The 15,000-nt window shown below is 52.7% G+C and carries 14 protein-coding genes; 8 read left to right on the top strand and 6 right to left on the bottom strand.

Translation table 11 applies throughout. The annotated features are described in order from the left end of the window. Nucleotide 1 precedes the first annotated feature (1 nt). Together AC1W8Y_RS05360 and AC1W8Y_RS05355 are read left to right on the top strand one after the other, a co-directional pair. Entirely contained in the window at nucleotides 2–1,327 is a 1,326-nt protein-coding gene (locus AC1W8Y_RS05360; RefSeq protein ID WP_482013443.1) for a sulfatase family protein, read from the top strand. Nucleotides 1,328–1,341: 14 nt separating this feature from the next. Continuing rightward, nucleotides 1,342–2,592: an MFS transporter gene (locus tag AC1W8Y_RS05355; protein WP_482013442.1), complete on the top strand. Its 1,251-nt coding sequence runs from the start codon at nucleotides 1,342–1,344 to the stop codon at nucleotides 2,590–2,592. Here the strand turns inward: AC1W8Y_RS05355 and AC1W8Y_RS05350 are convergent. Further along, on the bottom strand, nucleotides 2,589–4,181 hold the full coding sequence (locus AC1W8Y_RS05350; protein WP_482013441.1) for an ArnT family glycosyltransferase: 1,593 nt from the start codon (nucleotides 4,179–4,181) through the stop codon (nucleotides 2,589–2,591). The two genes, AC1W8Y_RS05355 and AC1W8Y_RS05350, sit on opposite strands and share 4 nt — an antisense overlap. Nucleotides 4,182–4,298: 117 nt before the next feature. Here AC1W8Y_RS05350 and AC1W8Y_RS05345 point away from each other — a divergent pair, with 117 nt between their 5' ends. Further along, nucleotides 4,299–5,276, top strand: coding sequence for a glycosyltransferase family 2 protein (locus tag AC1W8Y_RS05345; protein WP_482013440.1), 978 nt, complete (start codon nucleotides 4,299–4,301; stop codon nucleotides 5,274–5,276). A 10-nt stretch (nucleotides 5,277–5,286) separates the two neighbouring features. Here AC1W8Y_RS05345 and AC1W8Y_RS05340 read toward each other — a convergent pair whose 3' ends face one another. The 4 genes from AC1W8Y_RS05340 to leuC are packed head-to-tail and all read right to left on the bottom strand — an operon-like array spanning nucleotide 5,287 to nucleotide 8,774. Continuing rightward, a complete protein-coding gene (locus AC1W8Y_RS05340; protein WP_482013439.1) occupies nucleotides 5,287–5,586 on the bottom strand; it encodes a DUF1330 domain-containing protein in 300 nt (99 codons plus the stop codon). A gap of 40 nt (nucleotides 5,587–5,626) precedes the next feature. After that, nucleotides 5,627–6,718, bottom strand: coding sequence for an alkene reductase (locus tag AC1W8Y_RS05335; protein WP_482013438.1), 1,092 nt, complete (start codon nucleotides 6,716–6,718; stop codon nucleotides 5,627–5,629). Between the two features lie 22 nt (nucleotides 6,719–6,740). Further along, the gene (gene leuD, locus AC1W8Y_RS05330) at nucleotides 6,741–7,364 is read right to left on the bottom strand and encodes a 3-isopropylmalate dehydratase small subunit (protein ID WP_482013437.1); all 624 of its coding nucleotides are present in this window, start codon (nucleotides 7,362–7,364) and stop codon (nucleotides 6,741–6,743) included. A 9-nt stretch (nucleotides 7,365–7,373) separates the two neighbouring features. Beyond that, a complete protein-coding gene (gene leuC, locus AC1W8Y_RS05325) occupies nucleotides 7,374–8,774 on the bottom strand; it encodes a 3-isopropylmalate dehydratase large subunit (protein ID WP_482013436.1) in 1,401 nt (466 codons plus the stop codon). Between the two features lie 124 nt (nucleotides 8,775–8,898). Between leuC and AC1W8Y_RS05320 the strand changes: the two genes are divergently transcribed. From AC1W8Y_RS05320 to AC1W8Y_RS05305, 4 genes are read left to right on the top strand one after another with little or no spacing between them, the layout of a single operon-like run. Continuing rightward, a complete protein-coding gene (locus tag AC1W8Y_RS05320; RefSeq protein WP_482013435.1) occupies nucleotides 8,899–9,810 on the top strand; it encodes a DMT family transporter in 912 nt (303 codons plus the stop codon). 4 nt (nucleotides 9,811–9,814) lie between these two features. Continuing rightward, a complete protein-coding gene (locus AC1W8Y_RS05315; protein ID WP_482013434.1) occupies nucleotides 9,815–10,738 on the top strand; it encodes a histone deacetylase family protein in 924 nt (307 codons plus the stop codon). A 28-nt stretch (nucleotides 10,739–10,766) separates the two neighbouring features. Beyond that, complete coding sequence (locus AC1W8Y_RS05310; RefSeq protein WP_482013433.1) at nucleotides 10,767–11,708, top strand: alpha/beta hydrolase; 942 nt, start codon at nucleotides 10,767–10,769, stop codon at nucleotides 11,706–11,708. A 27-nt stretch (nucleotides 11,709–11,735) separates the two neighbouring features. Next, nucleotides 11,736–12,776 (top strand): tripartite tricarboxylate transporter substrate-binding protein, encoded by a 1,041-nt coding sequence (locus AC1W8Y_RS05305; RefSeq protein WP_482013432.1) that lies wholly within the window; start codon nucleotides 11,736–11,738, stop codon nucleotides 12,774–12,776. Nucleotides 12,777–12,831: 55 nt separating this feature from the next. On the opposite strand, the gene AC1W8Y_RS05300 is transcribed toward AC1W8Y_RS05305, so the two are convergent. Then, a complete protein-coding gene (locus AC1W8Y_RS05300) occupies nucleotides 12,832–13,143 on the bottom strand; it encodes a cupin domain-containing protein (RefSeq protein WP_482013431.1) in 312 nt (103 codons plus the stop codon). A 110-nt stretch (nucleotides 13,144–13,253) separates the two neighbouring features. On the opposite strand from AC1W8Y_RS05300, the gene AC1W8Y_RS05295 reads away from it, so the two are divergent. After that, on the top strand, nucleotides 13,254–14,972 hold the full coding sequence (locus AC1W8Y_RS05295) for an N-acyl-D-amino-acid deacylase family protein (RefSeq protein WP_482013430.1): 1,719 nt from the start codon (nucleotides 13,254–13,256) through the stop codon (nucleotides 14,970–14,972). Nucleotides 14,973–15,000: the final 28 nt, after the last annotated feature.

Raw genomic sequence — 15,000 nt, 5'->3', positions numbered from 1 at the left:
TTTGAAGAGACCCAATATCATTTTTATCGTGGCTGATGACTTAGGCTTCGCAGATCTTGGTTGTTACGGCGGGCGAGATGCCAGCTTTGGTCCAGTTTCGCCCGTGTTAGATCAGTTGGCCGAAAACGGCTTATTGTTTACCCAAGGATATGCGAATTCGCCAGTCTGCTCGCCAACCCGGTTCGCCTTGATGACGGCGCGCTATCAATATCGTTTGCGCGGCGCGGGTGAGGAGCCCATCAATAGCAAGAGCAAAACGAGCAGTACGTTGGGATTGCCCCCCGAGTTGCCAACATTGCCGTCATTACTGCAGCAAGCGGGCTATCACACCGCGCTCATCGGTAAGTGGCACCTCGGTTACCCGCCTTATTTTAGTCCCATTAAATCTGGCTACGAGGAGTTCTTTGGGCCGATGGCTGGTGGCGTCGACTACTTCACGCATTGCAGTAATGCGGGCGAGGAAGATCTCTACGAGGGCGAGCAAGTAACAAAAGAGCAAGGCTATCTGACGGACTTGTTGTCAAAACGAGCCGTTGATTACGTCAACCGAATGAGCGATGTGGCCCAGTCAGCGCAGCCCTTCTTCCTCAGTTTGCATTACACCGCGCCGCATTGGCCCTGGGAGACTCGTGACGATGCAGGCCTTGCTCCCAACTTAGCTCGGCAACTGGGGCATTTGCACGGAGGCAATATCCAAACGTATCAACGCATGATTCACCACATGGATGAAGGGATTGGCTGGGTGGTTGAAGCGTTGAAGAAAAACGGTCAGCTGGATAATACGCTGATTGTTTTCACGTCTGATAACGGTGGTGAACGGTTCAGTGATAGTTGGCCGCTGGTCGGTGGAAAAATGGATTTGACCGAAGGTGGCATTCGCGTGCCATGGATTGCTCATTGGCCTGCTGCGATCGCGCCCGGGCAAAAGAGCCTTCAGCAATCCATGACGATGGACTGGTCAGCGACCATGCTTGAGCTGGGCGAGGCGAAACCTCACCCCGATTATCCGCTTGACGGCGTATCGCTTGCCAAGGTGCTCAGAGCGCCTGCTGATACCTTTGAGCGACCGCTTTACTGGCGCATGAAGCACCGAGGTCAACGTGCATTTCGCAAAGGTGACTGGAAATATCTTCGAGTCGATGGCATCGATTACCTGTTCAATCTTCAACAGGACGAAAGAGAACGTGCCAATCACGCGAAGTTGAGGCCAGACTTGCTGGCTGAGATGTGTGCTGACTGGGAGACCTGGAACCACACCATGCCAGCGATTCCTGACGATGCGACTGTCAGTCTTGTGTACACCATCAACGATATGCCGAGTCGTTAGCATCAGATAATCAGATGAGTTCTGTGCGACATTCTGCGCTTGCACCCTTCGGCGTTCGAAGCTTTCGCTTTCAATGGCTGGCAGATCTGGCGACCTCATGGGCGTTCGAAATGGAAGCGCTCATCCTCGGCTGGTTCATCCTCGTCGAGACCGGATCGGTGAGTTTGCTGGCGTTGTATGGTGCCTTGCAGTATGGTGGTTCACTCATATCACCGCTGTTTGGCGTTGCTGGCGATCGTGTGGGATACCGAAATGTATTTTTCATGACACGATTTTTGTACGTTCTCTTGTCGGCCTCATACTGCGCATTAGCGTTTACGCACCTGCTGACGCCAACGTTCGCCCTCGTCCTGGCGGGGGTCTGCGGCCTGATGCGACCTTCCGATATGTTGTTGCGTAATGCGCTGATTGCGCAGACCCTGCCGTCCGATCAGTTAACGGGTGCCTTGGGGATTTCGCGCCTGACCTATGATTCGGCCAAGGTAGCAGGTGCACTTTCTGGTGTCGGCGTTTTTGCTGTCTTTGGGATGGGTTGGGCCTATGTCGTGGTTTTATTGATGTATGCCTCAAGTTGGATCTTGACGTTTGGTGTTGCGCCAGATCGCTCAACACCGACAATGGCGACGACCGCTAGGGTGTCAGTCGTGCAAGAGTTGTCAGCGTCTTTTGTCTACGCCTGGTCAAACCCCGTGATTCTTGGGTGCATCTTTTTCGCTTTTCTTGTCAACCTGTTCGCTTACCCATTTTTTCTGGGGCTGCTGCCTTTCGTGGCGAAGAACATCTATCAGCTCGATCAGACCGGGTACGGCTGGTTGACGGCGTCTTTCTCTTTCGGCGGGTTGCTCGGATCAACCGTTCTCGCCATGAATCGTTTTAATCTGGGGACGGCGAGGTCCGTTATCTTTGCCAGTGTCGCTTGGTTTATCTTGATTTTTGTCTACGCCAATCTGCTTTCCCTCGCATGGGGCTACCCGATTTTGATGGCTTGCGGATTTGTACAAAGCATTTGTCTAATCCCAGTCGCCTCAATCATGATCCGAGAAACCGAACCAGCGTTTTGGGGGCGAATGATGGGCATTCGCATGCTGGCCATCTGGGGGTTACCCGCGGGTCTGATGCTGTCAGGCCCGCTGATTGATCAGATCGGGTTTCGTGCCACGGCAATGGTGTATCCGTTGCTCGGGATCTTATCCACGGTGATCATGGTGTACCACTGGCGAGCACACCTGTGGCTGCAGACAGCCCAAGCTAATGTTCATCGCTAGGGGCTGGGTTTGCAGGCACCTTTAACCTGTGGTTCGATGATCGCCCATTCAATCTGAAGTTGTTCGCCTTTGCCGGTGCGCGTCCAGGGGATCTCAAAGGATCCGCGCCACGATGCCTTTTCGAGCAGCGCAATCACGTTAGGGCGCGGGGGCGGAGAATCTTCTCGTCTGTCGACAATCATCAACGCACCGCAGTTTTTCAGCATGTCAGGTTTGATCCACGGTGTCTCGCTGTAATAGCCATCTAAAAAAACCAATGGTTTGTATTTTGATTTGACGAGATAGGTGCCACCAAACCATTCGTCTGCGACCACCAGTGCAACGGGCGTATCAGCGCCCATGTGTTCGGCCCAAGCTTTATCGAGCAACTCAGCATATTGTGCTGCTGGGAAATTGGCTCGAGATTGCCGTTTCATCAAATCCACCACGACACCACCGCTTAATGCTTCGCCCACCGCCATCGCGATATCAAGCGCAATCCCCACGGCTAAGACTGTCTTGAGTAGCCGAGTGGTCTGCACCTTGGGTAAAAACTTGACCGCCCATACCCCGGTGAGGATGAAAAACGTCACCGCCCAGTTCGCATTCAGATTCACGCCCGCCATACCCAGCAAGATCGCTAACACCATAGGCCCCAAGGCCAATATATCAACAAAGCGCCACTCAGCCCGCGTTGGTTCATCGAAAACTGCCACCTGTGCGACCACAGGTTCTTTGCGTAAGTGATACCGAACGATGCCCACAGCAAGCAACAGGGGGACGATACGACCAGCTTGCGCGCTCAGAAAGCCGCCCAGTTTGCGCCAGTTTTCTGAAACGCCGCGACCCCCCGCTTGATATTCTGCATATTGAAAGGTGGGGTAGTTTTCTCTAATCAACCAGTCAATGTGCGGCCAGAGGGCAAGCACGCAAGTCAGCACGGACAGCAACACCAAGCACCACACCCGCCAGTCGCGCATACGTTTGTCTTGAATCAGCCATAACCCCATCACCGCAAACCAGACGACGGCGCTGTACTTGGTCAGTACACAAATCGCGGCAGCTAACCCCATCAAGGCCCATCGCCACCACCCACCCACACGGACGGACAATAAAAGTAGCCAGGCCATCAGCGCAATAGGCATGAGTTGCAAGGTATTCTGATCCGAGATGATGCCATGCACACTGTGATAAAAAATGATTGCTGATAAGACCACAGCCATGAGCGCGCGAGCCGGGTTCATCACCATCAGGGCGATGCGCCAAATGATGAGCAACATCAGGCCAATATTGAACAGCGATGAGAAATAGGTGACCCAGAAATGCTGGCCTAACAGTGACGTCCAGAAGGTGTAGACCCAGGTTGAGAAGGGCGGATGTTTGTAGTAGCCCCACTGAAAGGACTGCGCCCAGACGATCTCTTCCATGTTGTCCCAATGAGGGGCACGGTGAGTGAAAGTGGTCAGTATTAGCCATAGCAGCACGTGAAAAACGACAAAGCAGCCCGTCAGTTTGCCGAGATCAGCGGGCTTGCTCAAGTCGAAATAGCCAAGCCATTTCTGCTGAGTTTGCGGCGATTCGTCGGAGGTTCGTTCAGGTAATGTTGTCATTCTTGGTAAGTAGTCTGCAGAGGATGAGCTAGTTTACACAACCGTCGTGTTCAAGTCCTGAGCGTCTGACGGCTCGGTCGTAGGGGCAAATCGAGAGGGTAGAATAGCTCTGGGCAGATGATGAGATGGGAATACAGCGTGATTGAGCAACGAAAGGTCTCGGTGGTGGTGCCTTGCTATAACGAGAGTGAGGGGATCAACCATTTGTACGACGCCCTTTGCCAGGTTTTTCAGCAAGTGCCGCACATGGCGTTCGAAGTGGTCTGCGTCGATGATGGTAGTCGCGATGACACGCTCGAAAAGCTCGTCTCACTCGTCCAGAGGGACGACCGCTTTAAGGTGGTTGAACTGTCGCGAAACTTTGGCAAAGAGGCTGCCATGACGGCAGGTATCGATGAGGCGACCGGCGATGCCGTGATCCCCTTTGATGCCGACTTGCAAGATCCCCCCGAGTTGATTCCCCAGATGATCGATATCTGGATGCAAGGGGCAGAGGTGGTGCTGGCTCGTCGCGCTGACCGAATGGCAGATAGTTTCTTAAAGCGGACAACTGCTAACGTGTTCTATCAGTTTCATAACCAGCTTTCCACTATCAAAATCCCTAAAAATGTGGGCGATTTTAGATTGATGGATAGGGTCGTGGTTGACGCACTGAAAGGGCTGTCAGAGCATCATCGATTCATGAAAGGGTTGTTTGCCTGGGTGGGCTTCAAAACGGTCACGATTGATTATGTGCGTCAGGTTAGGTCTGCAGGAGAATCCAAGTTCTCTGGCTGGAAACTCTGGAATTTCGCCGTCGAAGGTTTCACCAGTTTCAGCACGGCACCCTTAAAATTCTGGTCTTACATGGGGGCAATCGGTGCGCTGACGACGTTTTTGTATGCAGCGATCATCATCGCGCGAACCTTGATATTTGGGGTGGATGTCCCTGGCTATGCTTCGCTGCTTGTGGCTATTCTATTTTTTGGCAGCTTGCAATTGATCAGCGTTGGCGTCTTGGGTGAATATATCGGTCGGATTTATATGGAAACAAAAAACCGACCGATTTATCTCGTTAGAAAGCGTCATCACCAATCAGACCCAGCTGATCGGTAACGTCGGCCCGTTATTCTGCGGCTTCGATAATACGAATGTCGCGATCTACAGCCCCTTCACCCAGTGCGTCGAGCGCTGCCTTGTAGGCGGGGCTGGCGTAGGCTGCTTCAGCCGCCGCAACACTCGGGAACTCAACCAAAACGAGACGCTCCATCATCCCGTTTTCTTTCACAGCGGCGGGTAGGCCACGCGCCAGAAATTTGCCACCTGCTGCCATGATGGCGGGTCCGGCCAACTTTGCGTAGGCTGCTAAATTGTCAGGTTTGGAGACCGAACGATAAACGCTTGCCCAATATGCTTTTTTTGTCATGCTGATGATCCTTTTTTTAAGGGTTGAAAATGTCTTTTGATTAAAGACTGGGGTAATCCGTGTAGCCTTTCGCGCCACCGCCATAAAACGTGGCACGGTCATAAGGGGTGAGTGCTGCGTTGATCTCGAGTCTCTTGGGTAGATCAGGATTCGAGATAAATAAACGACCAAACGCGATGGCATCGGCTTGACCCGACTCAACGGCTGCGATGGCAGTGTCCCTGTCGTAGCCCCCTGCGCTGAGAATCATCCCGCCGAATAATTTGCCAAACAAGGCCGCTGCGCTTGGCATTTCAGTGAGAACCTTGTCGCTACCCCCTGCCATGGTCGCGCGTGGCTCGATTAAATGCAAGTAGGCCAGCTTTAGTTTGGCAAGTTCACCAATGACGTAGGTAAATAGACCTTGCGAATCACTATCGGCCATGTCGTTAAATGTGCCATAGGGAGACAAGCGCACGCCAACACGGTCACTGCCCCATACTTGAATGACCGCATCAAGCACTTCGATCAAAAGACGTGAACGGTTAGCGAAAGAACCACCATAACTATCTGTGCGCGTATTGGAGCCGTCATGCAAGAATTGGTCCAACAGATATCCGTTCGCGCTGTGTACCTCAACGCCATCAAATCCAGCCGCTTTTGCTTGCGCAGCAGCGTGGGCGAAGTCTTTGATTAAGTCAGGTATCTCATTGAGATCCAGCGCACGAGGTGTTTCAAAAGGTGCCATAGACCAATCAGCGGTGAATACTTTACCGGAGGGGGCAATCGCGGAAGGTGCTACGGGCAGACCCTGCTCTGGGTGGTGCGACGTATGAGATATTCTGCCGACATGCCAAAGCTGGGCGATCATTTTGCCGCCCTTGGCGTGCACAGCTTGGGTGACTTTCTTCCAGCCCGCGACTTGTTCATCACGATAGATACCGGGCGTGCCAGGGTAGCCCTTGCCTAGCGGCGAGATTTGAGTCGCCTCGCTGATAATGGCGCCAGCGCCTGCTCTCTGGGCGTAGTATTCAATCGATAGCTCGTTGGGCACGTCGCCTGCCATCGCACGCATGCGCGTTAAGGGGGCCATGATGACGCGATTGCTGATGTCGATTGCACCGAAGTTGCCGGCAGTAAAAAGTTTCTTCATGAGATGTTGCCTTGTTGCGTTGTCATGCGGGTTTAGTCCCCAGCCATGGCATGGCAAGGGCGTACGATTGTTCAAACTGCTTGATTTGAGCGTCAAAGGTAAGCGTGACAGAGATGTCGTCCAGACCTTCCAGTAATTTCTTTTTTCTGAATGGGTCTATCTCAAAGGATGCCTTGAAACCACTGGGCCCTTCGATCATTTGACCCTCAAGGTCGACGGTAACATGCCCCGACGAAGGCTCGCGTGCAATGAGGTCACGTAAGGTGTGCAACACGTTTTCAGCCAGTACGACAGGCAGAAGACCTTGCTTAAAACTGTTGTTGTAGAAAATATCACCAAAACTGCTTGCGATAACGACTTTAAAACCATAATCGGTTAACGCCCAGACCGCATGCTCACGCGATGAACCACAACCGAAGTTGCGATCTGCGACAATGATTTTGGCCTGTTGGTACAGCGGGTGGTTCAGAATAAATTCAGGCTTAGGGCTGTCATCTTCGTTGAGCCGCAAGTCATTGAACAGCCACTTGCCGTAGCCGTCCGACTTGGGGTGCCAGAGAAACCTCGCAGGGATGATCTGGTCAGTGTCAACGTTGGGGGTTTCCATCGGGATCGCGATGGATTGAACAGTGATGAATTTTTCCATGGCGTTCCTTTAGGTCAAGTCACGAATATCGATAAAGTGGCCATGAATGGCCGCGGCTGCCGCCATGGCGGGGCTCACCAGATGAGTGCGAGCACCACGTCCCTGTCTGCCCGCAAAATTTCGGTTCGAGGTCGACGCACTTCTTTCACCCTCGTTGAGCAAATCCCCATTCATCCCGACACACATCGAACAACCCGCGTAGCGCCATTCAAAACCGGCCTCTAGAAAGATCTTGTCCAACCCCTCGGCCTCTGCTTGCGCTTTGATGAGCCCCGAGCCAGGTACCACCATGGCCCAGATTTTTGCTTGCTTTCCTTTGACGATGGCGGCGGCTGCTCGAATATCCTCGATTCGGCTATTGGTGCACGAACCGATAAAGACTTTGTCGACCTTAATGTCGGTCAACCGTGTTCCTGCTGTTAAGCCCATATAGTCGAGCGATTTTTGCAATGCTTCGCGTTTGTCTGGATCAGTCATGTGACCCGGATCTGGCACGACCCCAGTGATCGGGCCAGCCTCTTCGGGACTCGTGCCCCAGGTCATCATGGGGACAATCTCTGCGCCGTCTAACTGAACTTCTTTGTCGAATTTGGCCCCTGGATCGGTGGGCAAAGACTGCCAATAGGCCAGGGCTTGCTCCCACGCTTGTCCGACCGGTGCGTACGGACGGCCTTTCATATAGGCGTAGGTCTTCTCGTCTGGGGCAACCATCCCGGTGCGTGCACCTGCCTCGATTGACATGTTGCATAGCGTCATGCGACCTTCCATGGAAAGGCCGGTGATTGCACTACCTGCGTATTCGATCGCATAGCCAGTGCCGCCGGCGGCCCCGATTTTTGCGATGATGGCGAGAATCACATCTTTGGCTGAAACACCGGCATTCAATTGGCCAGTGACAGTGATTCGCATGGTTTTGGGCTTACTTTGCCATAGCGTTTGAGTTGCCATCACATGAGTCACTTCAGACGCACCGATGCCAAACGCAAGTGCGCCCAAGGCGCCATGTGTTGCTGTGTGACTATCGCCGCACACAATGATCAAGCCAGGTTGCGATATGCCTTGCTCGGGTCCGATCACGTGAACAATCCCTTGTCGAATGTCGTCCAAGCCGAACATGGTCATGCCAAACTCTTTGGCATTGCCGTTCATGGAGGCGACCACCTGACGTCGACCCTCTTCCTTGATCGTCGACATGTCCCGTGTCGTGGTCGGCACATAATGATCGGGCGTGCCAAACGTACAATCCGGTCGTCTTAACTTGAGACCACGTTCGCGCAGGGTTTTGAAACCAGCATGCGAACCGTCGTGCACCAAATGCCGACCGATATATAACAGGGTAGATCCATCGCTTTGCTCAAGAATCGTGTGCTTATCCCATATTTTTTCGAACAAGGTTTTTGCTAAAGACATTCAGTGACTCGCTCAGTAATTGGTATTTTTTTGTCCAGTAAATCTTAGTACCCATCGTCACGTTCAATACGCATTCTTGTTATGATGCTTTGAGGCTTCCGCTCATCTTACATTTAATAATAAATTGAAACAGCCCGACTCTGCCGGTGCGCGCCGCCATGCATTCATCCTCTTGATCCTGCTGATGTTCGGTTGGGGGATGACTTGGACGGTCAACAAGTCGATGCTGACTTATCTACCGCCCATTTGGGCAGTGGTGGCACGGTTGGCCCCGGGCTGCGTGGTGTACTGGGTGATCTGTTTCGCTACCAAAAGAATCAGCCTGCCTGTCAAAGCCGATTTGCCCGTGATTTTCAGTATGGGGGCGTTGCATATGGTGGGGTTTTCAGCACTGGTGAGCATTGGATTGCAATATTTGCCGGCAGGTCGGTCAGTCGTACTGGCCTACACAACCCCCCTCTGGGTATTTCCGGCTGCTTGGTTTTTTCTCAAAGAATCCTTTACGGTGCGCAAAGTCGCAGGGATGGCCTTGGGCATGAGTGGATTATTGCTAATCATGCAGCCAGCCTCAATGAATTGGCATGATCCTCACATCGTTTTGGGGCATGGTCTGATTCTGCTGGCCGCACTGTGTTGGGCGCTAAGCATTGTGTATGGCAGAGCGCATCGCTGGGTGACGCCGTTATTCGAGTTAGTGCCTTGGCAACTATCATTAGCGGTGGTGTTACAAATCACCTTGGCTTTGATCTTTGAAGGGGTGCCGCAGGTCAAGTGGTCGTGGCGGTTGATTTTGTTGATGGCGTATGGTGGCGGCATCAGCACGGCGCTTGCTTACTGGGCGATGAATACGGTAAGCCGAGACTTGCCTGCGTCTGTCACATCAATGGGATTACTCGGGGTGCCGGTGGTTGCGCTGCTGTTTTCAAGCTGGACGTTAAATGAACCGCTTGACGTGTATGTGCTGAGTGCTTTGTTTTTAATCGTGCTCGGGATTGCTGTGGGTACTTTGCGCATCGATCAACGACGCGTCGCGTGAGCAGATGAAAGCGTTCTACTCTGATCATTTCGTGTTGCCCTTGCCAGTGGGGCATCGATTTCCGATGGCCAAATACCGTCTATTGCGTGAGGCCGTAGAGGAGATTCAAAACATTGAACTTGTTGAGGCCGAGGCAGCCACTGATGCACAACTCTTATTGGCACATGAGCCGCGATATGTTCAGCGATTGCTGCGAGGTGAGCTCAGCGCACAAGAACAACGAGAAATCGGTTTTCCCTGGAGCCCTGCCATGGTTGAGCGATCACGGCGCTCAGCCGGCGCCACGATTGGGGCTTGTCGGGCAGCCATAGAGGAGGGGGTCGCTGTCAACTTAGCCGGAGGTACCCACCATGCGTACCGAGATCACGGTAGTGGGTTTTGCGTCTTCAACGATGCAGCGATTGCGGCGAGAGCCATTCAGCGCGACGCTAAGCGCGTGCGACAAGTCTTGATTGTCGATCTCGACGTACACCAAGGCGATGGGACAGCAGCTATTCTAAAAAACGACGCATCCATTTTTACCTTGTCGCTTCATGGCGAGCGAAATTATCCTTTTCACAAGCAACAAAGCGATCTCGATATCCCTTTGCCAGACGGTTGTGAAGATGAGGAATATCTGGATCGCTTAGAGGCTGCTTTCAGTCAAGTGGTTGTCAGGTTTAAACCAGAGTTTGTTATTTATTTAGCGGGTGCAGATCCGCACGAGTCGGATCGCTTGGGGCGTTTGAGTTTAAGTAAGGCTGGCATGCGTGAACGCGATGTGATAGTGATGCGTTTTGCACAGAACAATGGATTGCCGCTGTCGATCATGATGGCTGGTGGGTACAGCACCGATATACAGACCATTGTTGATATCCATGTGCAGACAGTCAAGATGGCAGCAGATCTTTATCCGCTTCAAAGTCCTTTCAATCGTTGCATAATATGATGCTATTCAATCACATCAGGGGGTAAACATGCTGGATCCACAAGCGCGTGCTTTGTTAGACATGATGATCGCCAAGGGGATTCCCCCAGTGCATACGGTCCCCCCAGATCAAGCCCGCGCTGCCTACCTGGCGCGACGTTTTTTTACGCAACCCGACGCTCCTGATATGGCTCATGTCGCTGACCACGAGATTCCCGGCCCGCGCGGTCCGATCAAAATTCGTCTGTATCGGCCCAAAGGTAGTCAAACCACCGACGTATTGCCCTGTCTGGTTTATTACCATGGGGGTGGGCATGTGATTGGTGATCTGGATACGCATGACGTTGTTTGCCGTGAGCTTTCAAACCTGGCGACTTGCGCTGTGGTATCCGTGGATTATCGGATGGCCCCTGAATATCAATTGCCGGCAGCATCAGACGATTGCTTAGCAGCGACCGAATGGGTTTACGACCATGCCGTTTCGCTGAATATCGATCCTGAAAAAATTGCCGTAGGCGGCGATAGCGCAGGCGGACATTTGGCCGCAGTGGTGGCTTTAGCGTTGAGAGACGCTGGTGGTTTTCGCCCCATCCTGCAATTGTTGATCTACCCGGTGACCGATGCACATGGCAAAACCCAGTCGATGGTGGATAACGCTGAAGGTTACGGTTTGACTGCAGAATCAATGAAATACTTCTTCAATCATTACATGCCTGACCTTGAATCCCGTAAAGACTGGCGAGCGTCACCGTTGCTGGCCAAGACACACGAGAATTTACCCCCTGCGTTTGTGTTGACCGCGGGTTACGATCCTCTCAGGGATGAGGGTGCCGCCTATGCAGATCGATTATCAGCGGCAGGTGTCCCGACCCAGTACGTTTGTTTTGAGCGACAGATTCACGGGTTTGTCTTGATGGGGCGCGTGCTGCGCGAAGCAAATACGGCGGTCAAGCTGTGTGCGCAAGTACTTCGCGACAGTTTTTACGCGTAAGCGTTCAAGGAGACGAAGGTGAGGCAAATGACGGTAAAAGAGACAACACTGACGGCTGCTCGGGTGATCAGTCATCGCTTACAGGGGGTTGTTCGCTGTGGTGTATTGCGCAACCTCGTCTTGATCTGTCTGCTCGGGTTGGGTTTGGCAAGCGCCAACGTGTGGGCGCAGATCGATAAGCCATTAAGGTTGATGGTCGGTTTTCCGGCTGGGGGTGGCACTGATGCGCTTGCCCGCCTGTTGGCTGCCCGCTTGTCAACAGAGCTTGGCGTGTCAGTGGCGGTTGAGAACAAACCCGGTGCTGGTGGTCAAATTGCTGCGCAATATCTGAAGGCAGTCGGTGCTGATGGTTATACGTTATTTTTGTCGCATGACCACACCATCTCGATTCTGCCACTCGTCATGAAAACGCCTGGTTTCGATGTCGAGGCAGATTTCGTGCCAGTGGCAGGGGTGGCAAGCTTTGTCAATGCGTTTGCTTTATCAAGTGGCACTCAAGCTAAGAATTTTAAAGATTACATCTTGATGGCGAATGCCAAAAAAGGTAGGAAGGGCTCGGTCGGTATACCTGCCCCTGCGTCAACGCTTGAGTTTTTGGTCAAAACACTGGCCAAAAAATATGATCTAGACTTGATTTCAGTCCCCTATAAGGGGAGTGCGCCGATGATGGCTGATATGCTCGGTAATCAAATTGAGGCCGGCTCCGCATCGGTCCCCGATTTTATTGAATTTCATCAGGCAAAGAAATTAAGCATTGTGGCAGTGATGGGGGCGCAGCGTCAGGCCTCACTACCGGATGTGCCAACGTTCAAAGAGCTGGGTGTCGATGGCTTTGAAGATCTCCCCTTTTATGGGGTGTTTGCTTCCAAACAGGCGCCTGAAGCAATGCTCATACAAGTGTCTAAAGCACTCGAGAAGATTGTTGCCAGGCCTGAGGTGATGGCCCAATTTTCTAGCATGGGCCTCAGCCCTGATTATCTGACAGCCGCGCAACTGCACGTGAGAGAGCGCAACTATTCAGCCGCGTGGGCAAAGATCATTAAAGACAGCGGCTATCAACCGAACTGATCGTTTGCCAAACGGCTGCGTGGGCATTTGCTGATGCTGGTCGCTGCGAACGCAGTCAACGCATTGGCGACGACGGCGCTGATGAACTAGGATGAGCACGCGCCACCCAAAAGGTCGCACCCTGCGGGCCATATTCTTCTGCATGAGGCTCATCAGCACTAAGCTTGAAGTCAGTGCCTGCCGTCATATGATGCCGCACGCCATCTCTGGTCAACCACATCTCGCCTTCGGCGACCACCACATGAACGCCAAATGGGTGGGTATGAACCTCAATGGTTCGGCTAGGTTCCCAGACCTTTTTGAGCACCTCGTTATACCCTTCACTCAGTGATTGCTTTTCGAATGCTTCGAATGTCATCGTTGTCATCGTGAAACCTTCTGTGTTCAATATTTTTGTTGTGAGTAGCACCATTTGTTACGATACTCGAAGCAGCTGCGTCATAGTGCGTTTGACGATACAAAAAAGAGCGAGAGACAATGGATACGAAAGCGACCCTGATTATCAGAAACGGCACGATCGTCGACGGGACGGGTTCAGCCCCTTATGTGGGCGATATTTCGATAGTCAACGGCTTGATCAAAGCTGTTGGTAAGATTGCTGATACCGCCGACCACGAAATTGACGCGCAAGGTCTCTTGGTCACACCGGGTTTCGTCGATATCCATACGCATTATGACGGTCAAGTCACCTGGAGCCAACAGATTGCGTCCTCCTCACAAATGGGCGTTACCACGGTCGTGATGGGTAATTGCGGGATTGGATTTGCGCCCTGCCTGCCAGAGCATCGGGGCAAGATGATGAAGTTGATGGAGGGCGTTGAAGACATCCCCGGCATCGTGCTTGAGGAAGGGCTGCCCTGGACATGGCAAACGTTTCCTGAGTATATGGAGGTGCTTGAAGGTCGTCGCTTTGATGTGGATGTGGCAGCGCAGATCGGTCATGCGCCTTTACGTATTCATGTGATGGGTGATCGTGGTGCGAATCGTGAGCCTGCAACTTTAAACGATCTTGAGCAAATGGCGACGATTGCCGCTGAGGCGGTTGAAGCTGGGGCGTTGGGCTTTACGACGTCGCGCACGATTTTGCATTTGAGCAGTGACGGTAAACACACCCCAAGTTTGGGGGCAGCTGAAGAAGAGCTGACGGCGATTGCCCTTGGATTGAAAAAAGCAAACAAGGGGGTTTTACAACTGGTGACCGATTTTGATGATGTGGACGAAGAATTCGCGATGTTACGCCGGATCGCAGAGGCCTCTGGTCGGCCTTTATCGTTAACCTTGCTTCAGCATGAGCATTTACCGGATCGGTGGCGCCGCGTCATGAGCCACATGCACGCAGCCGTTGATGACGGGGTCAAGATGAAGGCACAGGTGGGTGCCAGACCTGTTGCCTTGATTTTTAGCTTTGCTTTGACCTTAAGTCCATTTTCACAGCTACCGACGTACGAGGCAATCAGCCATTTGCCGTTGTCCCAGAAGCTCGCGCGTCTGCGTGACCCAGAGGTGCGTCGACAGATTTTGTCCGAACGGCACGCAACGCCGATGCAGGCGCGTCGTTTTGCAAACTTTGACAACTTGTATTTGTTGCAGGATCCACCCGATTACGAACCAAGCCCAGACCAATGTATTAGCGCACTGGCGCAACGGGCAGGGTTGGATGCCAACGAATTTGCTTATGATTTTTTAACTTCGGGTGAAGGTCAGGGGATGCTGTATCGTCCACTTTACAACTATGTCGACCAGAATCTGGACGTTGTTAGAGAAATGTTGACAGATCGAGATACGGTGCCCGGATTAAGCGACGGCGGGGCACATTACGGATTTATTTGCGATGCAAGTTTCCCCACCTATTTGCTGACACACTGGGCAAGGGATCGCATGAGGGGAGACACATTACCCTTGGCCGATCTCGTGAAATGGCAGACCCGCGATACCGCTGCCGTCGTCGGTTTACACGATAGAGGTGTGCTCAAACCTGGCTATAAGGCCGATATCAACTTGATCGATTTTGAACGGCTGAAGCTGCGGGCGCCAGCCATTGTGCGAGATCTGCCGGCAGGCGGCAGGCGACTGTCTCAACAAGCGGAAGGCTATCGAGCGACGATTGTTTCTGGCGTTGTAACCTACGCAAACGGTCAGCCAACCGGTGCCTATCCAGGCAAGTTGATCAGAGGGGCTCAAGCGAGCCCCGTTTGATCTGATTGATTCTTGGGTAAGCTGCTCA

It is taken from the genome of Jezberella sp. (assembly GCF_964834465.1).
This window is presented reverse-complemented; position numbering and strand designations above follow the sequence as displayed.